This window comes from Sphingobacterium sp. N143 (assembly GCF_030325625.1).
Lineage (GTDB): Bacteria > Bacteroidota > Bacteroidia > Sphingobacteriales > Sphingobacteriaceae > Sphingobacterium.
Map to the genome: position 1 here is coordinate 304,551 of NZ_JACAIS010000007.1, position 22,023 is coordinate 326,573.

The 22,023-nt window shown below is 40.8% G+C and carries 18 protein-coding genes; 8 read left to right on the forward strand and 10 right to left on the reverse strand.

What is annotated here, in order from left to right:
* Positions 1–91: 91 nt before the first annotated feature.
* From hemB to hemA, 3 genes are all read right to left on the reverse strand, one after another.
* On the reverse strand, positions 92–1,066 hold the full coding sequence (hemB, locus tag HX021_RS15155) for a porphobilinogen synthase (RefSeq protein WP_286591290.1): 975 nt from the start codon (positions 1,064–1,066) through the stop codon (positions 92–94).
* 67 nt (positions 1,067–1,133) lie between these two features.
* Positions 1,134–2,720: a hydroxymethylbilane synthase gene (hemC, locus tag HX021_RS15160; protein WP_286591292.1), complete on the reverse strand. Its 1,587-nt coding sequence runs from the start codon at positions 2,718–2,720 to the stop codon at positions 1,134–1,136.
* A 252-nt stretch (positions 2,721–2,972) separates the two neighbouring features.
* On the reverse strand, positions 2,973–4,214 hold the full coding sequence (gene hemA, locus HX021_RS15165; protein ID WP_286591294.1) for a glutamyl-tRNA reductase: 1,242 nt from the start codon (positions 4,212–4,214) through the stop codon (positions 2,973–2,975).
* A gap of 420 nt (positions 4,215–4,634) precedes the next feature.
* Here hemA and HX021_RS15170 point away from each other — a divergent pair, with 420 nt between their 5' ends.
* Entirely contained in the window at positions 4,635–5,069 is a 435-nt protein-coding gene (locus HX021_RS15170) for a hypothetical protein (protein ID WP_286591295.1), read from the forward strand.
* Positions 5,070–5,084: 15 nt separating this feature from the next.
* Here the strand turns inward: HX021_RS15170 and HX021_RS15175 are convergent, their stop codons facing one another.
* From HX021_RS15175 to rbfA, 4 genes are read right to left on the reverse strand one after another with little or no spacing between them, the layout of a single operon-like run.
* On the reverse strand, positions 5,085–5,735 hold the full coding sequence (locus HX021_RS15175) for a DUF8465 domain-containing protein (RefSeq protein ID WP_286591296.1): 651 nt from the start codon (positions 5,733–5,735) through the stop codon (positions 5,085–5,087).
* Between the two features lie 2 nt (positions 5,736–5,737).
* Complete coding sequence (locus tag HX021_RS15180; protein WP_286591297.1) at positions 5,738–6,826, reverse strand: aminotransferase class V-fold PLP-dependent enzyme; 1,089 nt, start codon at positions 6,824–6,826, stop codon at positions 5,738–5,740.
* On the reverse strand, positions 6,823–7,467 hold the full coding sequence (aat, locus tag HX021_RS15185) for a leucyl/phenylalanyl-tRNA--protein transferase (protein WP_286591298.1): 645 nt from the start codon (positions 7,465–7,467) through the stop codon (positions 6,823–6,825). Before aat ends, HX021_RS15180 begins: the two co-directional genes overlap by 4 nt.
* Positions 7,468–7,497: 30 nt before the next feature.
* The gene (gene rbfA, locus HX021_RS15190; RefSeq protein ID WP_286591299.1) at positions 7,498–7,869 is read right to left on the reverse strand and encodes a 30S ribosome-binding factor RbfA; all 372 of its coding nucleotides are present in this window, start codon (positions 7,867–7,869) and stop codon (positions 7,498–7,500) included.
* Positions 7,870–8,411: 542 nt separating this feature from the next.
* On the opposite strand from rbfA, the gene argH reads away from it, so the two are divergent.
* Positions 8,412–9,743 carry an argininosuccinate lyase gene (argH, locus tag HX021_RS15195; RefSeq protein WP_286591300.1) on the forward strand — a complete coding sequence of 444 codons (1,332 nt, stop codon included), beginning with the start codon at positions 8,412–8,414 and terminating at the stop codon, positions 9,741–9,743.
* Positions 9,744–9,808: 65 nt separating this feature from the next.
* Here the strand turns inward: argH and HX021_RS15200 are convergent, their stop codons facing one another.
* The gene (locus tag HX021_RS15200) at positions 9,809–10,867 is read right to left on the reverse strand and encodes an aldose epimerase family protein (protein WP_286591301.1); all 1,059 of its coding nucleotides are present in this window, start codon (positions 10,865–10,867) and stop codon (positions 9,809–9,811) included.
* Positions 10,868–11,106: 239 nt separating this feature from the next.
* Between HX021_RS15200 and HX021_RS15205 the strand changes: the two genes are divergently transcribed.
* From HX021_RS15205 to HX021_RS15225, 5 genes are all read left to right on the forward strand, one after another.
* Positions 11,107–12,465, forward strand: a complete 1,359-nt coding sequence (locus tag HX021_RS15205; RefSeq protein ID WP_286591302.1) for a deoxyguanosinetriphosphate triphosphohydrolase — start codon at positions 11,107–11,109, stop codon at positions 12,463–12,465.
* 126 nt (positions 12,466–12,591) lie between these two features.
* Positions 12,592–14,703: a type IA DNA topoisomerase gene (locus tag HX021_RS15210; protein ID WP_286591303.1), complete on the forward strand. Its 2,112-nt coding sequence runs from the start codon at positions 12,592–12,594 to the stop codon at positions 14,701–14,703.
* A gap of 96 nt (positions 14,704–14,799) precedes the next feature.
* Positions 14,800–15,783 carry a hypothetical protein gene (locus tag HX021_RS15215; RefSeq protein ID WP_286591304.1) on the forward strand — a complete coding sequence of 328 codons (984 nt, stop codon included), beginning with the start codon at positions 14,800–14,802 and terminating at the stop codon, positions 15,781–15,783.
* 261 nt (positions 15,784–16,044) lie between these two features.
* Positions 16,045–16,305 (forward strand): energy transducer TonB, encoded by a 261-nt coding sequence (locus tag HX021_RS15220; RefSeq protein WP_286591305.1) that lies wholly within the window; start codon positions 16,045–16,047, stop codon positions 16,303–16,305.
* Positions 16,306–16,353: 48 nt separating this feature from the next.
* Entirely contained in the window at positions 16,354–17,148 is a 795-nt protein-coding gene (locus tag HX021_RS15225; RefSeq protein WP_286591306.1) for a suppressor of fused domain protein, read from the forward strand.
* 67 nt (positions 17,149–17,215) lie between these two features.
* On the opposite strand, the gene lat is transcribed toward HX021_RS15225, so the two are convergent.
* Together lat and amaB are read right to left on the reverse strand one after the other, a co-directional pair.
* The gene (gene lat / locus HX021_RS15230) at positions 17,216–18,502 is read right to left on the reverse strand and encodes an L-lysine 6-transaminase (RefSeq protein WP_286591307.1); all 1,287 of its coding nucleotides are present in this window, start codon (positions 18,500–18,502) and stop codon (positions 17,216–17,218) included.
* A 19-nt stretch (positions 18,503–18,521) separates the two neighbouring features.
* Positions 18,522–20,051, reverse strand: a complete 1,530-nt coding sequence (gene amaB, locus HX021_RS15235; RefSeq protein ID WP_286591308.1) for an L-piperidine-6-carboxylate dehydrogenase — start codon at positions 20,049–20,051, stop codon at positions 18,522–18,524.
* Positions 20,052–20,178: 127 nt separating this feature from the next.
* Here amaB and HX021_RS15240 point away from each other — a divergent pair, with 127 nt between their 5' ends.
* Complete coding sequence (locus tag HX021_RS15240) at positions 20,179–21,354, forward strand: acyl-CoA dehydrogenase family protein (RefSeq protein WP_502959007.1); 1,176 nt, start codon at positions 20,179–20,181, stop codon at positions 21,352–21,354.
* Positions 21,355–22,023: the final 669 nt, after the last annotated feature.

Sequence of the window (22,023 nt, forward strand, 5' to 3'; positions counted from 1 at the left end):
ATTTGAAAAGTAAAAATTATCTAATGATGTGCTCTCTTATGCTCATTAAAAAGCAAAAAAGAAAAACATATGAACCAATTTCCGCGGCAATCTAAATATTAATATATCCTTTTTCCAACACTTCTTTGGAGTGGTATGATAAAATTGCTGTTGCCCCGGCACGTCTGAAACTTAATAAAGTTTCCAATATAACACGTTCATCCAGCCAACCATTTTGAATAGCAGCTTTCAGCATGGCGTATTCTCCACTGACATTGTATACCGCAATGGGAAGGTCAAAGTTGTCCGCCAGGAGTTTGACAATATCCAGGTAAGGAAGGCCAGGTTTGACCATTAAGAAATCTGCTCCTTCCTGTGCGTCCAATTGGGCTTCAATCAGGGCCTCTTTAGCATTAGCCGGATTCATCTGATAAGTTTTCTTATCTCCATGTTTTGGTGCAGAGCCTAGGGCATCTCTGAATGGACCGTAGTAAGCAGAGGCATACTTGGCTGTGTAGGACATTAGGGATACATGAGTAAACCCATTGTGATCCAGTAATTCACGAATATAGCCAATCCGTCCATCCATCATATCCGAAGGAGCAATAATATCCGCGCCTGATTGTGCATGTGCTAGGGCCATTTTGCCCAGTACTTCCAGTGTTTCATCATTTAGGATCTCTCCGTTTTCGACAATCCCGTCATGTCCATCGCTGCTGTAAGGGTCCATTGCTACATCGGTCACAATACATGCTTCCGGAAAGTTTTTCTTTACTGCTGCGATGGCACGTAAATATAGGCTCCCATCACGATAACTTTCTGTGGCGTATTTATCTTTAAGGGACTCTTCAATATTTGGAAAAAGATCAAATGAACGTAATCCCAGCTTCAGGCAGCTTTCTACCTCTTTCAATAAATTGTCTATTGAATAGCGGTAGATGCCAGGCATTGATTTAACTTCAGTTTTTTGATTTTGCCCATCGACAATAAAAAGTGGGAAAATCAAATTTGACGCGTCTAAACGTGTCTCTTGAATCATGTCGCGAATCACGGCAGATTTACGATTTCTTCTCGGACGTTGTAACATTATTTTTAATTTATTTGCAAATCTTCAATATCAATACAAATACACTAGCAGTGCTCCTTATATTTACTTAATATGTTAAGCCAAAAACAGCCTCTGATAGACCGATTTCATCTGGCGAATAAGGGAGTGTATAGGGAACATTCATTTCATCAAATTTTGCACCGGTAGAACGGCCTATGCAGATGACTTTCTGACCTGGTTCTAAAAGATTGTCCGCAAAATACGCTTCCACATTACTTGGACTGGTAAAGACCAGTACTTCGGCACTGGATGGGTCAACCTGTTCTTCCAAAACAGTTTCATAAACAGGGATATTAATGACCTTTGTATCAGGGCTCAGTGCTTTCTGAATAGTTTCTAGGGATTCTTTTGCCCGTGGAATAAGCACGGTGCCGCCATTGGCCAATTCTGCAAATTTTTTCGCAATCTCCTCCATATTTATACCTTCACTATCTCCCGAAAAATCTGCAACACGATCATATTTGCGCAGGATGTCTTCCGAACCACGGCCAATGACACCAATTTTGGTTTTTTTGCTTAAACGGGGTTCAAGGTTGAAGAAGTGTTCAATACCATTTTTGCTGGAGAATATAATCCAGTCGACGTGTTTTAAAATAAATGGATCCAATTTATTGATGATCGGAAATATTTTGATCAATGAACGTCCATCAATTGCGATGTTGTGCTTTGCCATTGCACGTGCGAAATACGAATTTTCATCCACCTCCCTAGAAATAAAAACAGACTGTGGTAATCTCCGGTCCTGTGCGTACTTGCTAAAAATACGTTCCGCAAGTCGTTTGGGGTCTGTATCTCTGAGATATACCCGGTCTGGGAAATCTTCACTTGTTTCAGCTATGGATGCCCAGGCCTCATACTCATCTCCAGTTTTACGGCAATAACATCCCAGGGGAGCATGACAGCCCGCATCAAATTTGTTCAACACCAGACGTTCTACGGAAATCGTCGTCGCTACTTCTTCGTTATTGAGCGGTTGTAGGGCATCAAAGAGTTCTTTATCTGCTTCACGGATCTGAATTGCCAAGACCCCTTGTGCAGGAGCAGGAATAATTTCCACCGGTGGAATTTCTTCCACATGGAAATCTGAAATATCCATTTCGATCCGGCTGATGCCAGCTTTGGCCAGCACAATCGCATCATATTGCTCATCACGTAACTTCTGCATTCTTGTTTGCAAATTGCCACGGAGATCGTCGAATTCCAAATCCGGACGCAAGGCCGAGATCTGTGCCTTTCTACGATTGGATGATGTGCCCACAGTCGCGTTATGCTTTAAGGATAAGCGCTTTTTGATATCTACACAATCTTTGTGGATGATCAACAGCTCAGCCGGATTTTCACGTTCAGAAACAGCAGCGATGATCAGGCCTGGAGGATTGATCGTAGGTAAGTCTTTGTGTGAATGTACAGCTAAGTCAATGGTTCCGTTCAAGAGTTCTTCTTCAAGCTCCTTGGTGAAAAAACCTTTACCTTCCAGTTTGTCTAAACGGAGATGTTGAACGATATCACCTTGAGTTTTGATAACTTTTAATTCTGCTTCAATTCCGATTTCTGCCAATCGATCTTTTACAAAATTTGCTTGCCACATCGCAAGAACGCTTCCCCGGGTGCCAATAATTAGTTTTCTATTCACGTTAATATTACTTTACCTAATTTTTAATACCATTTATTGAAGCAAAAATAAATAAATAGGTGGAATATGTTGACACGTTACTGTCATTATCTATGGATTAGTACGGATCAGGTAAATTTAAATAACAAAGGAGAGGAGGCTACGCGGATCTTAGACAAAAGATCAGCCTATACTTCTGCCAAAGCCAGAGGTAATGAACGAACAAAACGAAAAATTTAGGCTGCGATAGTTATCGTTGTGGTGTTCCTGAAATTAGTTTTTTTCGGTTTCTGGTGTTTTAACCAAAATTTCTTTGGCCATCACCATGGGTACCTTGATGTATTTCTTTTCCATGTAGTTGATGACTTTTTCCAGGACTTCTCTTGCTTCAGGGGTCAAGGCCTGTACCTCTTGGGCAAAGACTTCATTTAAGGCAAATGATTTAATTTCTTTGATTTTTTCAGGAACCTCGCGCATAGCAACTTCTACACGTCTCTGCTTGATCAAAGGTAAAAACTCCTGGATATTATCCTGGATGATTTTTTCGGCGCTTTCTAACTCATTATAGCGTTCCTGAATATTTTTCTCAGCAATCGCTTGCAAACTGCTTACTTCAATATAATGAACCGGGTTGTTTTTGATGATTTCGGCATCAATGTCATTTGGAACAGCCAAATCGATGATGATTTTCTTATCGGTCTCACCGTTTAACAGTGATTGATATAAATCGTTGTCAATAATTGAAGTTGGTGCACCAGTACATGTAATCAATATGTCAAAGCCATTTTTATATTGGTAGATATCTGCTAGGGGATAGGCCTCGGCATTTAATTCTTCCGCCAAGATCTTAGCATTTTCAAGCGTACGGTTAAAAACAACAAATTTTGCCTTTTGGTTCTTTTGGAAATACTTTGCTAAATTCTGATTAGTTTCGCCTGAGCCAATAATTAGAATTCTTGGATTTTCCACAAGCTTAAGTTCACGTAATTTCCGATATGCAAGTGAGACAACAGAAATTGGATTTCTGGAAATTTTAGTATATGTATAAACTTCCTTAGCTGTTTTTACAAGTCTATCCATCATTAAGCGAAGGAAATCTCCGGTGAAGCCAGCTTCTCTACAACGGTCATAAGCTCTACGGACCTGTGCAAGAATTTCTTTCTCTCCAACAACAAGACTTTCAAGTGAACAGGACATGCGAAGCAAATGATGTAGCGCATCCATGCCTTCGTATTTATTGACCTGGCCCAGATAACATTGTAACCGCTCTTGTGGAACACAAAAATTCAATTTGCCCATAAAGTCGGCAATGAATTCGTTGGTCAGTTCATGAGCGCCATAAAATACAAACTCTACCCGGTTACAAGTACCAATATAAAAGATTTCCGGAATATCTAGACTATGTTTTAGATTTATGAGTCGACTCTCTAAATCCTCATTGCAGATCACTAGATTACCTAGATCTTTTAGTTCGACATGTTTATGAGTAAACGCTAATACTTTAAGATTTTTCAAAGCTCTAATCCCTCGCTTATATTTAACGGTACAAATGTAGCTTAAAAGCTTTGTGCTTGTGTCAAAAATCTGTCAAACGGATTAATTTAGAAAGATTTTAAATAGTTTGTTTTTGAATGTAATAAGTTGTTTTTCAGTGTTTTTTTGTTTGGTTTTGATACTGAATGATTTTCATCACTAGGTTGCGTGACAGAGATTTCGTGATACCAAAGCCAGTAAATTATTCGTTATTGCCGATGCTGGAACTGCTGCAGTGTATGGGTATGTCGTCCAATGAAGGCCCTTCTATCGTTGTATTCGCTTTCTGGATCTTATGATATTTTCACACAATAGCTGTAAACAGTAGCGTTATTAAAAATAGATTAATTTTTCAAAAAATAGAAAACCAGTTATCTTAGTGACAGTTTTATTGAGTTTATCATGATTATCATTAGAAAGTATTTTGCCATTGTCGGATTGACCATAAGCTTTTTGTCCAGCATGACTCCATTTTTAAAAGTCCCTATTAAAGGGAACTGGAATCTGTATCAAGTAGACGCTTATTTATTTTTTGTTACGATGCTGATTCTGGGAATCACGGCATTATTATTTTTTGTCCGGGCTGTACGTGCCTATAATTGGATGGTCAGGCTGGCAGCATGTTGGTATCTGCTGAGTATTGCTGCGGTTTGGTTTAAAATCAACAATTATTTGGGGTGGGGATTTACGGATAAGTTGCTTTCAAAATCTCTGCATATGCGTTGGGGTTGGATTGTTTACCTAATCGGTATCCTGCTTCTTCTATGGAGTACAAAGAAGATGACCGTTGTTGAGAACGATTCAGCAGAAGATATAGCCTCAAAAGAAATAAGCTAGATGAAGTCATCTAGCTTATTTCTTTTGAGGGCGATGTGGAATAAAATGTGCTTTTAATCTGTCCAGGCCTAGATCCTCTTCAGCCTTATCCAATTCATAGGACCAAATTTTTTCGTCCAGGATATCATGAAATACTTTCGGGTTGGTCAAGTCCACGGGACGTACACGTTGCTCTCTATTGATTGGGGAGGTCAGTTCCTGCAAACTACTGCTATGTCTGATAATTTGGAAACGGAATGTCGGCCATTTGCCAACATTGGCGAAGTTACCAGTATAGAATTGGATCGAATCGTGTGGTGGGATCTTATTGCTAAAGACTCCTTTGACTTTATTCGCGGTAGCTTCTGATACAGATACCAATAGCTCATAGCTTGTTTCATTGATGATGTGTAACTTGGCCAATCCATCTTTATGGTCTCCCGAAATCGCTAATAATATCCCTTTCTCCACAAATCGATTTGGAGTCAAGGGAGCTGCATGCTGATCAAGTTCATCGTCCGCCCGGCGCATGTTGCCAAAGACGAGTGTGATTTTGTCCATTGGCACAGGTATTTCAAAGCCAGTGTCATCAGTGACTCCTACTATATTGTTAGCCTGCATGGATGTAATATGCCCCTCAATGGGTTCATCAACAAAACGGACTAAATCTCCTATTCTGAATTTCATGTTTATTTTACTTTAGTATCAATAATATGTAATAGCCTTTCCAGGTCTGAGTGATCATTGTACAGGTGAAGTCCTATACGGATACCAGTACCTCGTGGAAAACATTTGATCCCTTCATCCAGTAAAAGTTGGAAGTTTTCGGGATTGATCTGTATGTTGAAAATATTGCTCTGTGGCCGTCGGTTTGCGATGGTGTTTAACAAGAGTTTTCTGTTCGACAACTCACTGCGTAACTGGGATATCAATTGCTGGGTGTACCTGACAGTTTTAGCATAGCCCCATTGTTCAAGCTGTAGTAACGACTGTTGCAAGGTCCCCTGAGCCAAGGTGTCCAGATGCCCTGGTTCGAAACATAACTGTACGACTGATTTGTTCATCCATTGATTGTCCAAAAAACTATAATCTTTCTGTATGCTGGCATAAAGGATTTCCTTAAGTCTGTCCTGGAGGAGGACAAAACCATTTCCGAAACCAGCCATTAACCATTTATAGCCACTGGATAGGACAGCATCAAATCCCGAACGGTCAAAATCAAAAAGGTCAGTTCCTAAAAATTGAGTTCCATCGCCAATGATCAATAAATCGGGGTGCTGATGTTTAAGCTCCTGTATAAAAGAAAGATCTATTTTTAATCCCGAAATATATTGGACAATGGACAGCATAAGTACCTGTGGCTTAAAGGTTGCTATGGCGTCCAATATATTGGTCTCCAATTGCTCATCCATGGTAACAAATTGATGTTCAAACCCATTTAATATGGTAGGAAAGTTAACCGAAGGGTAATCATTGTCCAGCAGCAATACTTTATAGTGTTTGGGGAGGCCAGCCAATAAGGTATTGAACGCGACAGAAAAACAGCTTGATAAAAATATGTTGCTGCTGGGGCAGTTGAAGAAATGGCCGATGGTATTTCGGCAGGCATCCAAAGCCGAAGCCTGCTGCTCACGAAGTGTTGAGCCAGCATCGAAAAATTCCTGGTCCCTATTTACACGCCACTGCTTTGTTTCACGTGAAAGTAGTCCTGAGCCTGGTGTTGTCAAGTATGTTACATCTGAAGCGATGTCAAAATGTTCGCTGTATGGACTGTTCATATTTTTGGTCTTTTTGTTAATAGCGCTAAATAGTCAGATAAAGAAAGATATTCACCTCCCATGCTTGCTAAGTGAGGAGTATGAAATTGGCAGTCTATTAATTGTATATCAATCTCCTTTGCCAGATAAATCAATGCAGTTTTGGAGGCATTAGCCTCTTTGGAGAACATGCTTTCACCACAGAACACACCATTGATGAGCACACCGTACAGCCCACCGACAAGAGCTTCTCCCTTCCATACCTCGATGGAATGAGCATAACCCATTTCGAACAAAGTGGTATAAGCCTGCATCATGTCTCTAGTGATCCATGTTCCCTCTTGATCATTTCTATTGATGGTGGCACAGCTCTGGATGACCTCTTTAAAGCATCGATCCATGGAGATGGAAAATGTATTTTTCCGGATGATGGAAGCCATGCTTTTGCTGACCTTTATTGCTTCTGGATAGATGACAAAGCGTGGGTCTGGGGCGTACCATAATATTGGTGTATCCTCACTAAACCAAGGAAAAATACCATTGCTGTAAGCCAATAACAGGCGATCAGGCTTCAGATCACCACCAATGGCCAGCAAGCCATCTTTTTCAGCATAGCTTGGATGTGGAAACTCCAGTGTGCTACTGTCCAGTTCAAATACCATTGTTCGTTAAGCAAGCGGATGTTTGTGGCATTATTCTGGTTGACGCGGTTCCTTGCTTATTTCTTCAAAAAGTTTGTCCATATGTTCCACATACTCGTTGGTGTCATCCAAGAAAAACTCCAGCTGTGGCACGATCTTCACCTGATTTTTAATTTTCGCTCCCAATTTATAACGTATTTCAGACGTTTTGGTACGAATTGCTTTAATATCTTCCTGGGCAGTTTTTGTATTCAGAAAGCTTAAATACACGCGGGCAATAGCCAAATCAGGCGTGACCCGAACACGTGTAACTGTAATGAATGCTCCAGGAGCCCACGAATTGCCATCGCGCTGAAATAATCCTGCTAAATCCTGTTGAATGACTCCAGCAAAACGTTGCTGTCTCTTGCTTTCTGTTCCCATCGTATACGTTTTATGGTGAATATTCTCAATATGATAAACAAAGATAAGGATTTTAGGGAAGAATCATACGACCTACTAGCGGTCAGGATCACCATACCGGAATGTGCACGAAAAAAGGCACATCTTGGTTTGACGTGCCTTTAAATTTCGATTCACAATTGGTTAGGTAATTTCTTGCAAGTTTTAAGACGTTGAGGTCTATCATATTTGGTTTTAAAAATTCGGTGTATTTAAAGTGGTAAGTATTTACTAACCCTACCAACTTTTATTTCTTCATCTCCCTTACACTACAAACATAGGAATACTTAAAAAACTGACAAAATAAGTTTTAAAAATAAAGTGAGTGATTACTTATAAAATGTGTTTGTTGCGATTTAACAAACTTTTAACGTTTTATTTTTTTTGTAACAGGATGTTTTTGTGTCTTTAATTTCGGAGTTTCATTGCCAATTGATCGCGGAAATGTATCTAATATTGGCATTGATATAACCGTTTTCAAATGGTATTTTTGTCATATTCATTTTTTAAAGTAAATATCATCGATGAAAATCTGGCAAAAAAATATAGATGTTGATTCTTTTGTAGAATCATTTACGGTCGGAAACGACCGTGTCATGGACCTGCAGCTGGCAGCTGCGGATGTATTGGGGTCTTTGGCTCATACGCGTATGTTGAATAGCATCAATTTGATGACAGATGATGACCTTGCCGCAGTACAACGCGAATTAAAAAATATATATAAAGAAATTTTAGCCGGAGACTTTCAGATTGATGATTCAGTGGAAGATGTACATTCTCAGATCGAGATGTTATTGACCAGACGCATTGGAGAAGCCGGGAAAAAGATTCACGCTGGTCGGTCGCGCAATGATCAGGTTCTTGTCGACCTAAAACTCTACTTTCGTGCAGAAATTCAGAATATCATTCATAATACAGAGGCTTTTTTCAATGTTTTGATTCAATTAAGCGAGCGTTATAAGCATATTCTGATTCCTGGATATACCCATTTGCAGATTGCCATGCCATCGTCCTTCGGTCTGTGGTTTGGGGCTTATGCAGAAAGCCTGGTAGATGATCTGGAAATGATGAAGGCCGCCTGGAAGGTTTGTAATAAAAATCCATTGGGCTCTGCTGCCGGATATGGTTCTTCTTTCCCTTTGAATAGGACCATGACTACGCAATTATTGGGATTTGAGGACCTAAATTACAATGTAGTTTATGCACAGATGGGACGCGGTAAGACCGAAAGGATTCTTGCACAGGGAATGAGTTCGATTGCGGCAACATTGGCAAAATTTGCAATGGATGTTTGCTTGTATATTAATCAGAATTTTGGCTTTATTTCCTTTCCGGCGCATCTGACTACAGGTTCAAGTATCATGCCGCATAAGAAAAACCCAGATGTTTTTGAATTGATCCGTTCACGTTGCAACAAGATCCAGGCATTGCCCAATGAGATTGCCTTGATGACCACGAACCTTCCTTCGGGTTATCACAGAGATCTGCAATTGCTGAAGGAAAATCTTTTTCCGGCATTTAAATCATTAAATGAATGCTTAGAAATAGCTACGTTCATGCTGGAAAATATATCGGTGAAAGACAATATTCTGGATGATCCTAAATACGATTATTTATTCTCTGTAGAAGTTGTCAATAATGAAGTTCTTAAAGGAGTACCTTTTAGGGAAGCTTATCGGCAAATTGGTATTGATATCGATGAAGGTCGATTTAAGCCATCTAAGGAAGTAAATCATACGCACGAAGGAAGTATTGGGAATCTGTGCAATGACCAGATTCAACGTATGTTTGAACAAGTAAAAGCTACTTTTGGCTTTGAAAAGGTGGAGAAAGCCTTAGATGAATTGTTGAAATAACAGCTTGTCCTTATTAGAACAATGTATAAAAAGAGATCGGTCAATATCATATTGACCGATCTCCTTTATTTTTTAATAGAAAACTTAAAGTGTGTTTCCGAATCAAAGACTTCACCCGCTTTCAGTAGTGTTGGAGGAAATTCGGCTTGATTGGGACTGTCTGGAAAATGTTGTGTCTCTAAACAGAATCCAGCATAGGGTAGGTATTTATAGCCTCTTTTGCCAAAATCGTTTCCAGTCATCCAATTTGCTGTATAAAGCTGCAGGCCAGGCTCAGTGGTGAATACATCCAGCTGAATTCCTGTATTTTTGGAGTATACAGTGGCACAGGGGTGGGATATAGGGTTGTTATTTACATAACAATGATCATATCCTTTTGCCGAAATAAGTTGTTCGTTATTTGCTGTAATATCCTGGACAATAGGTTTAGGGATACGGAAATCAAAAGGTGTTCCTTCCACGGGAACAATGGCGTTGGGTACCTGGTCTTCATCCACAAAAAGAACTTCGTCCGAATTGATCTGGAGAACTTGTTGTAAGACATCCCCGCTACCTTCACCATCTAGGTTAAAATAGGTATGGTTGGTCAGGTTAATATGTGTGTCGGCATCTGATTGAGCATGATACTTAATAATGATCTCATTATTTCTGGTCAATGTATAGGAAACCATGGTTTTTAAATTCCCTGGAAAACCTTCTTCACCATCTTGGGAGACATAATAAAATTCAACATGGGATTGATAGGTCACCCTTCTGTCCCAGACTTTATCATGGAATCCAGAGAGACCTCCATGTAGGCAGTTGGTGCCATTATTTTGAGGGAGGGTATACTGTTTCCCATTGATTTCAAATCGGCCATTTGCAATCCGGTTGGCAAAACGGCCTGCTGTGCAACCATGATATTTTTCGTCCGAATTTAAATAGCCATCGATAGAACCAAATCCAAGGGCCACATCCACTAAATTTCCTTTATTGTCAGGCACCAGGATGCTTACGATACGTGCTCCATAATCCGTTAAGAGTACTTGCATACCGCCTTCATTTTTCAATAAAAGCAGGTGGGTCTTTTTCCCTTCAATTGTCCCTTCAAAATGTTGCGGAATAAGTGCTTGATATTTCGTCATGATTGTTGTCTATTGGTATTGAAGTCTAAAGATACAGAATATAAGTTTTATAAAAATGACTTTAGCATTGTATCCCTATAAAATTTATGATTTTAAATCAGGCTGTCCGGATAAATTGTGGACATAGTATGGTTTAGTATGAACATCTCGATTGGAGGTAACAGAAGTCAAGTATTTTTCGTTTGTTTATGCCTACTGATATAATTGTATATAAAAGCAAATTTATCTAAGTTTGCGGTATGTCTGAAAAAATGAATTGGAAAGATTTGCTCTCAGCAAAACGCTGGGGCTACGAAGAGCGGAGTGTGGATAGTTACCTTGTTGCTCGCTCGGAATTTCAACGGGATTATGACCGTTTGATCTTTTCTTCCCCATTTAGGAGATTACAAAATAAAACGCAGGTATTCCCACTTCCTGGCGCTGTATTCGTGCACAATAGGTTGACCCATAGTCTTGAAGTAGCCAGTGTAGGGCGTTCGTTAGGCCGGATGTTTTATGCGCAATTAAAAGAAGAAAATCCAAATATTGATGCTGAATTTCCATTTCTACAAGAGGTTGGAAATATTATTTCCGCAGCCTGTCTTTCCCATGATTTGGGTAATCCTGCATTTGGACATTCTGGGGAGTCTGCGATCTCTACTTATTTCACAGATGGTGAAGGGCGTAAATATCAAGAACAGGTAACTGCAGAAGAGTGGGCTGATCTGACGCATTTTGAAGGAAATGCCAATGCCTTACGGATTTTAACACATGCATTTCAGGGCAAGGATCCGAAAGGATTCGCGTTGACCTATACTTCCTTAGCTTCGATTGTAAAATACCCTTGCCTGGCGATTGACGGTCATCTTAAGAAGAACCATCACCGCAAGAAGTATGGCTTCTTCACAGAAGAACAACAGGCATTTGCGAAAATTGCCAATGAATTAGGCTTGCTGAAAGATCCCTCCAATCCAAGGGGTTATCTCAGACATCCCTTAGTGTATCTGGTGGAAGCTGCGGATGATATTTGTTATAATATTATCGACCTGGAAGATGCTCATCATCTGAAAATATTATCTTATCATGAAGTGGAAGAGCTTTTGCTGCCATTATGTGGAGCAGAAAATTTACGTGACCGTCTTGATGGGTTAAAAGATACGCCGAGTCGGGTGGCACTTTTGAGGGCAAAGGCAATTAATACACTGATCAAAGGCTGTGTGGATGTATTTGTTCGCGAGCAGGACAAATTTTTATCAGGCACTTTCTCATCAGCTTTAATGGATGCCCTGGATGTGGATATTGTGCAGCAGATGAACAAAATATCTAAAATTTCCGTTGCAAAGATTTATAACGCCCCTACTGTAGTTCAAATCGAAATTGCAGGTTATAGAGTTATGGATGCATTGCTGAAAGAATTTGTTCCGGCATATCTTAAAAAGAACAAGAACAACTATGATAAAAAATTGGTGGCGCTGATTCCTGAACAGTTCTACACCGATAAGCAAGATTCATATTCTAAAATCCGTTGCGTCCTGGACTTTGTGTCAGGGATGACGGATGTATACGCGATTGAGCTCTATCGTAAGATTAAAGGGATAACAATCCCCTCAATAGAGTAGGTAATGAAAGTTAGGAAGGTTATAATCTAGTATAACCTATTTAAAAATCAAAGATGGTGATCTTGGTAAGCGTTAACTTGTAGGACCAGCGTCTCAAATCGAACATCCCATATCTCAATATAAAAGATGAAAGTTGTAATTGCTGAAAAACCATCTGTTGCTCGGGACCTAGCTCGAGTGATGGGAGCAAAGGAAGTGAAAGATGGCTATATTGCCGGAAATGGATACGCCTTTACTTATGCATTTGGGCATCTGGTCCAATTGTGTACACCTCAGGCTTACGGTTACAATAGCTGGACTATTTCCAATCTTCCCATCATACCTGCCGCATTTAAACTTGAATCGAAGAAAGTTAAGCGGGATGGAAAACAGATGGATGATACCGGTGTGGTCAAACAGCTTAATACGATAAAGTCATTATTAGAACAGGCCGAAGAAATAATTGTAGCGACGGATGCCGGTCGGGAAGGTGAGCTAATCTTTCGTAATATCTATTACTTCTTGGGTTCAAAGGTCCCGTTTAAACGGCTTTGGATTTCAAGTCAGACAGATAAGGCCATCAAAGAAGGTTTCGCGAATCTGAAAGAGGGTACTGAGTACGATAGTTTATACATGTCTGCCCGATCGAGATCAGAATCGGATTGGCTGATCGGTATTAACGCTACCCAGGCGATCACCTTGGCGGCAGGAAATAAAGGACTTCTTTCTTTGGGAAGGGTACAGACACCTACTTTGGCGATGATCTGCTCGCGATACCTCGAAAATAAGGATTTTAAGCCGCAGGCATTTTATAAAATCCAAGCCGGCTTTGAAAAAGATAATATCAGCTTTAAAGCTACCTCAAATAAAATAGATAAAAAAGATGTTGCCGAACAGACAATCGCTCGATTGACTGTTGGGACAAATGCGCGTGTTGCCAGGGTAGAGGCCAAAGAGACAAAGGAACAACCTCCTTTATTGTTTGACTTAACCTCCCTTCAGCAGGATGCGAACAAAAAATATGGTTACTCAGCCGACCAAACCCTGAGTATTGCACAGACGCTTTACGAGAAAAAGGTCATCACTTATCCACGGACTGGGTCTCGTTATATCGGCGAAGATGTTTTTGAAAAAATTGAAGAGCTATTTCAGCACTTATCTGATACAGCGGATGAATCTGTGGCCTCCATTGCAAAAAATCTGATTGGGGCCAAATTGAATAAACGTTCTGTCGATGATAAGAAAGTGACCGATCACCATGCTTTACTGGTGACTGACGAGAAACCTGGCCCAATGGTTAAAGAACAGCAAAATATTTACAATATGATTGCTAAGCGCATGGTCGAGAGTTTTTCGGAAGTCTGTATCAAGGATATCACCACTGTTACGATAGATGCACAAGGTGTGGAGCTGATCGCAAAAGGGACGGTCATCAAACAGTACGGCTGGCGCCTTTCTGCTGAGCAGATAGAAGCCCCAGATGAAGATAAGAACAACGATGACCAAGACAATGAAAATGCACAGTTACCCAAATTACTGGCTGAGGAATTACTGCAAATATTAACGTTGGAACTTGCTGAGCGTTTTACCAAGGCTCGTCCGATTCATACTGAAGCTTCTCTCTTAAAAGCGATGGAAACATCCGGTAAAGAAATTGAAGACGATGAAATGCGGCAGGCAATGAAAGATTGCGGTTTGGGAACACCTGCTACCCGTGCTGCAACGATAGAGACACTTTTTCAGCGCGACTATATCAAACGGGATAAGAAAAAACTGATTCCGACTGAAAAAGGACTGGCGGTGTACAACCTCGTGAAAGATCGTTCGATTGCGAAGGTAACATTGACTGGAAAATGGGAGCAAAAGCTGGAGGAAATGCGGGCCAATAAGGTTTCTTATGATGTGTTTATGAAACATATAAAGGACTATACAGCGAAAATTACCAAAGAATTATTGACTCTGCGAATTTCATTGGCGCAAGAGGAAGTCAAACCACAACAAAAGGGAAAAATAAAATGTCCCAAATGTGAAAAAGGGTTAATCCTGCTCTATGATAAAGTGGCGCAATGTGATCACTATGCCCGGGGTTGTGATTTTAAGATCTGGCGAACATTGAACGGTATTTTTCTGGAAGAAAAAGAAATGAAGAATCTTTTAGAAAAAGGGAAGACTTCCGAGTTTAAAGGTGTTAAAAACAGTGAGGGCGCCATCGTAAATGCTCCACTGGTATTCGAAAATTTTAAAGTGAATGTAGGGTAAAGAAGCCATCTCCAATATACCCTGCTCGTCACTTTAACGTAATAAGAGTTTCCTTTTCTTGTGGGCTTTTCGATTTGTTTTAACTTTGCCTGCATTATGGCGACAACTTTGTATAATCCATTCAAACAATTTCAGTTTGATTCAAATATTTGTTTTTTAACCGGAAATAAGCTTCAATCTACTGAAGAGTCCATTCAGGTTTTTCCTGTTTGGATGATGAAATCCTTTCAGTTAGAAGATAAACCTTTTAAGATGTTGGATGAAAATCTGGTGACTTACAAATCATTGAAGCTGCCTTGCTCGATACATGTTGCTGATGCTATAGAACAGATGGAGGGTGCGGTAGAGCAAGCTTTCGAACAAGGTTATCAGGCGGTCAAAGAACTGGATCCTGTCGTGTTATTTCAATGGATGTCAAAGATTATCTATGGTGTTGTGTACAACGAAATTCTTGCTGGAATCCGCCAACAAAAAGCTTCCGGTGAAGACATGAACTTTTCACAGGCTTTGGCGCAAAGATTTACTAATCTGCACGCCATGTTGCAGTCGTTGGTCGTTCCGATGGAGTTTGAAAATACATTTCCGTTTTCGCTCGTTGTGGTTCCAGTAAATAATGCGCCTGATACTTTTATGTATCGTGATGAAATAAACACACTGATTTTTTCTATTCGTATGAAAGATTTTGCGGTTATTGCCTGCCTTCAAGATAATGCGACGAATAATATTTACCATGAGGAGATATTGAAGATTATAGAAGGGAAAAAACTTCATCCAATTCAGTTTGAGGAATTATGTGCCCGTTATTTCTATTCAGCGTATTTATTTAACCGGTTACCGGACTATACTTATTTGAATACAGCAGAAAAGATCTATGTCGAACCTATGCCTTTAGCTGATATGTCCATGAAGCCGATATTTGACCATTGGCAGAATAAAACCTATGGTCAGGTCCTGGAGAATTTCTGGAAGCCTTGGGGATTGACACTGTTCGAGATTATTAAAGATCCCGAGCACCCGATCAGCTTTTTGGTGGATGACCAAGGTGCTTTTATTACGGATGTTGATATGCCCTTAAATTGAATCTGAAGAAAATAAAGTAATAAGTTGCTTCAGATACGCGTTAAAATGATATGATTATGGATGGGATTAGCTATGTATTCACCAAATTTTAAAATTTCTGTTTCGACAGTCCTGCTTCTTATCGTTTGTTTGACATGACAGGCGCAGCCTGCCGCTGTTCGTAACATTCCCGCAGATAGTCTAGTCCAAAAGGTAGATGATTTTCCCTATTTTAAAGGCGGGATAAAGGCATGGTCGAAATTTTTGCAAAATAATCTCGACTTGAGCAAAACGGTGAGGGCCATGGATAGTGTGGCTTATTCAAAATACGGGGCACAGCAGATGGCGATTCTTAATTTTATCGTTTGTGAAGATGGAGCGATCTGTAATATTGAAATTGAGAATCCCGAAAAAATAAGTCCTGAATTTGCGAAAGCAGTATTGGCCGCAATGCGGAAATCACCACAATGGATGCCGGCATTGGTGAAAGGGAAGGCTGTTAAGACAAGATTTAGGCAACCCGTAGTTGCGGTGCTCGAATAAATTGAAATATAATTATAACTAGAATTTTAACCCTATTATTCATTTGCTATGTCATTCTGGGATAAAGTAAAAAAGATAATGAGCGGCGGAGAAGAGGAATCTGCTGCTGAAAAGAAAGAAACTGAAGTTACCGCTGGAGGCTCAACCATCTATCGTTATGAAAATCAACCTGAGGAAAAAGATCCAAAAGAGCTATTCCCAGAGGTTGAATGTGTCTATCTGGAGGAGATAGAAGAACATTTAGCCAAGTATATAGCCCAACCAGATTTGGTCTTTCACGAGATTATCTCAGAACTTATACATATAGATGTGCACTGGATCAAACCTACAGCGGATTATCCCTATAATATTTTGGTAACTTCAGGAATGAGCGACTTGCCAATGACCGTTCCAGATGAGATCGAAGATAAGGAAGCTTATGAACGTGCTGAATTAATGGTGGTCCTTCCTTCAACTTGGAAAATAGGGGAGGAGGAGTTTCAGGATGATAACAACTACTGGCCAGTCTATTTTTTGAAACGACTTGCACGTTTTCCGCACGAATATAAAACCTGGTTAGGTTATGGGCATACCATTCCCAATGGTATGGATGCGGAAGAAATCGCAAATACCGGCTTTGGTTGTATGTTACTATTGCCTCCTATGTTGAGTTTTGAAGAAGAGTTTTTGGAGTTAAAAACAAAAGATGGTAATCGTATTAATTTCTATGCCATGATTCCAGTGTATAAGGAAGAAATGGACTATAAATTGGAGGAAGGTACAGATGCCTTGCTGGATCTTTTTGATCATTATGGAATATCAGAACTTGTGGATATAGATCGTCCGAACGTTTGTAAAAGCTAAATACATAAACGATACATGAGAAATGCAGTACCCTGGTCATTTGTCGCCAGTCGTACTGCATTTTATGTTATAGACTTTTTGCGATAATCGCTATGGTTTTGTCAATATCTTCCTTGCTAACGTTGAGATGTGGTCTGAAACGAATACTTTTCTCACCACAGCCCAGCATGATCAACTTGTTGGCGAAGGCCCTTTTGACAAACTCGTTGCGTGCACTTTCTGAATCAAAATCCAGGGCGACGAATAGGCCCTCACCCCTGAGATTGCTGAGCTGTGGTTTGTCATTGATAAGTTCCTGAAGCTTATTTTTAAGATATGCTCCTTTTTCAGCTGCATTCTCCACTAGGTTTTCTTGCTCTATGACTTCCAAGATTAGTTTAAAACGGAGCATGTCGATAAAATCCCCACCAAAGGTCGAATTTATTCGGCTTGATTCTTTAAAAACATGATGCTCGACCTGATCGAATTTTTCTTTACTGGCCAATATGCCGCACACTTGAGATTTTTTTCCAAAGGCAATGATATCGGGTGTAACAGCATAATGCTGAAAGGCCCACATTTTTCCGGTAATGCCTAGTCCAGTTTGAACTTCATCAAAGATTAAGAGAATCTGATGTTCGTCACAGATACGGCGTAGCGCTAATAAGAAATCTTTCCGAAAATGATTGTCACCTCCCTCCCCCTGTATGGGTTCAATAATGATACAGGCAATGTCATTGGGATTGTTGCTGATGGCATGATTTATTTCTGAAATGGCCTTTTCTTCCAGCGCAATCGTTTGGGCAATATGCTCTTCCGTTAAAGGGTAGCTGAGTTTTGGGTTGCTGATACGGGGCCAGTTGAATTTCGGAAAATACATGTATTTCCGGGGATCCTGCGTATTTGTTAATGAGAGTGTGTAGCCAGACCGCCCGTGGAATGCTTGCTTGAAATGAATGACCTGACTTGCTTCTTTTTGTATTCCTTGCGCAAAATTAAGTCGTGTTTTCCAGTCAAAGGCCGCTTTCAGTGCATTTTCTACTGCTAATGTGCCACCCGAAATAAAGAATGCATAAGAAAGCTCTTGGGGTATGGCCACACGGTCGAAGGTATCCACAAAATCTGCGAATTCTTTGGGGTAGATGTCCGATATAGCCGGCTTGTTGACCGCCATCTTGCCCAGAAAATCCCGGTGTTTGACCAGATGGGGATGATTATAGCCAACAGCCATGGAGGCAAACATGCTAAACATATCCAGGTATTCATCTCCATTTTCGTCGACCACATAAGAACCGTGCGATTTTTCCATATCCATGACCAATGGAAACCCGTCTGCCAATATATGTTTACTTAGTCTTTCATGTACGTTGCTCATAATTTCGAATCTGAATGGTTTATAAATCGAATTTAATACCCTGTGCTAAAGGTAAGTCCGTTGTGTAATTAATGGTGTTTGTCTGGCGGCGCATATATGCCTTCCATGCATCTGATCCCGATTCCCTGCCGCCACCGGTCTCTTTTTCTCCCCCGAAAGCGCCTCCGATTTCAGCACCTGAGGTGCCAATATTGACATTGGCAATGCCACAATCCGATCCAGCAGCACTGAGAAATAGTTCAGCTTCCCGCAGGTTGTTTGTCATCACAGCTGAGGACAGGCCTTGGCTGACACCATTTTGCAAGGCGATCGCATTGCCTATGTTGCCTTGGTATTTTATTAAGTATAGAATGGGAGCGAAAGTTTCATGTTGTACGATCTCATAATGATTTTCGACTTCGGCAATAACGGGTTGTACATAGCAGCCACTTTCGTAACCTTTCCCTTCTAGTACTTTCCCTTTAATAAGAAGCTTTCCTCCCTGTGTTTTAATTTTATCCAGTGCGTTTAAGTATGATTTTACGGCGGCTTTGTCGATCAATGGTCCTACATGATTTTTGCTGTCCAAAGGGTCACCTATTTTTAATTGGCCATAGGCTTTTATAAGTTGTTTCTTTACTTTTTCATATACGCTCTCGTGGATAATCAGTCGTCGTGTGCTCGTGCAGCGTTGCCCTGCAGTACCCACAGCACCAAATACAGCACCGATGATTGTCATATTGAGATCTGCATCCGGGGTAACAATAATCGCATTGTTGCCACCCAGTTCCAGTAGCGTTTTGCCTAAGCGCTGTGCGACAGTAACAGCAACTTCTTTTCCCATCCGTGTTGATCCTGTTGCTGACACCAAGGAGATGCGGTTGTCAGCAGCAAGCCATTCGCCGACTTCTTTGTCGCCCATGACCAGGTTGGAGATACCTTCAGGTAATCCATTGTTATGGAGGATTTCTGCTAATAGTTTTTGGCAGGCAATGGCACATAGTGGCGTTTTCTCACTGGGTTTCCATACGACTGTGTTGCCACAAACCAAAGCGATGGCCGTATTCCATGCCCACACGGCTACAGGGAAATTAAAGGCAGTAATAATACCGACTACACCCAGAGGGTGGTATTGATCATACATCCGATGACCTGGACGTTCTGAATGGATGGTATTGCCATAGAGCTGTCGGGATAACCCCAGCGCGAAGTCACAGATGTCAATCATTTCTTGCACTTCCCCCATGCCTTCTTGATAGGATTTTCCCATTTCATAGGAGACTAATTTTCCGAGTGTTGGTTTCAGTTCTCGTAATTTATCGCCTAGTTGACGGATAATGTCTCCTCTCTTGGGAGCAGGAATAAGTCGCCATGCTTTGAATGCATTTTGGGCATCACCGATGACTGCCTCATAATCCTTCTGGCTGCTACCCGATACTTTTGCGATGAGCTTTCCATCTACAGGAGATAAGGATTCGAGCGCCTCACCACCAGAAAACCATTGTTGGCCTGTTGACGAGCCTAAATTCTGGGATGTTATGCCGAGTATTTTAAGTTCTTTTTTTATCATAATTGTTTATTTTATTCGTGGAATGTGTTAAATATAGGGAATAAAATTCTGTTAAACAAGTTGTGAATGAATATTATTCAGTTTGAAAATATTTTATTATCTTAGAGAAGCTAATGTAGACTATACGATGATGAAACAAATAAATGTTGATTATTTTCAGATAGATGATCTTTTGTCGGCGGAGCACAAGCTTATCCGTCATGCCGTTCGGGATTTTGTGCGGTCAGAGATAAAACCAGTCATAGAAGATGCGGCACAGGCACATCAAGCAATTGAAGGATTGATGCCCAAGCTGGGGGCTATAGGTGCTTTAGGGCCTTATATTCCTGAAGAATATGGTGGTGCTGGGTTGGATCAGATTTCCTATGGTTTGATTATGCAGGAACTGGAGGCTGGTGATTCCGCGGTTCGTTCAGCAGCCTCAGTACAATCTTCCTTGGTGATGTATCCGATATATACCTATGGTAGCGAGGAGCAACGCCGTAAATATTTGCCGGGACTTGCAACTGGTGAGCTTATAGGGGCATTTGGTTTAACCGAACCGAATCATGGATCTGACCCGGGCGGTATGGAAACGCGCCTCACTGCCAAGAATGGTGGTTTTCTGTTGAATGGGGCAAAGATGTGGATTACAAATGCACCGATATGCAATCTCGCTGTGGTCTGGGCACGTGACGAGGCTGGTAAAGTACGCGGAGTAATTGTTGAACGTGGAATGGATGGTTTTGAAACACCGGAAACATTACATAAGTGGTCTTTACGAGCTTCTAAAACTGGCGAGCTGGTTTTCCATGATGTCTTTATTCCCGCTGAAAATGTATTGCCTGAGGTAAATTCGATGCGTGGACCGCTGTCTTGTTTGAATTCTGCACGGTATGGAATATCTTGGGGTGTGATAGGAGCGGCGATCGACTGTTATGAAACGGCTGTTCAATATGCGCTGGAGCGTCAACAATTTGACCGGCCAATTGGCGGGTTTCAGTTGCAACAGAAAAAATTGGCTGAATTCCTGACAGAAATTACGAAGGCCCAGTTATTGTCTTGGCGCTTGGGGCTTTTAAAGAATGAAGGGAAAGCAACTCCGCAACAGATTTCGATGGCCAAACGGAATAATGTGCATATGGCTTTACAGATCGCGCGTGAATCCCGGCAGATTTTGGGAGGAATGGGTATTGTCGGAGATTTTCCAATTATGCGACATATGATGAATCTGGAGTCAGTTATTACCTATGAAGGGACTCACGATATTCATTTATTGATTACTGGCCAGGATATCACAGGGCTCAATGCATTCTCTTCTTAATTCTGTTTCTATCTTAAATTATATTTGAGCTACTATACAAAGCTATTGGGGGAGGTTGCACACTTTTTGACGTTTGCTTTTTATGAGAAGTAATCTGCTGAATTCATATTTTATGATCCGCGGTTTTTTTGAATGCTTTTACTTTACAAAAACAGTGATTCCAGGCATTGAGTCCAAGTGATTGGCCTGTTTTTGGTCATTTAGCGGTTCTGTTTCGGGAACTGTTCGGAACAGAATCGGGCTTTAACGCTACCGGAATGCAGGTGCTGGCATGGTGCAGCCGTACTGCTACAGTTGTTTTAACGTGTTAGACACGGACTCAATACGGACTTACCTTGGGCTTAGCCCAGACTCGGAGTGTATTAGGGGTAAATAAATACTGTTTTTAAGTCGCTATAAATGTGAGTCAGGAAGAAAAGATTGACCGGTCTGCACTGCGAATCTGCCCCGGCCATGCTACGAAATAGGTGCTGGACTTGGAGGTTCTGCCCAGTTTACCCCTGCCGCCACAGGGCTATAGCGCATTCCTGGTTACCCCTAAATTAAGGAGAGTTCTGGACTTCTTATCCTTTAGTTTAGTTTTTGTCTATACATAGCTTAGTATTAAATTAGGTTTTGTTTAGGTATAACCTAAGTTAAACCTAAACAAAACCTAACTAAAACCTAAAC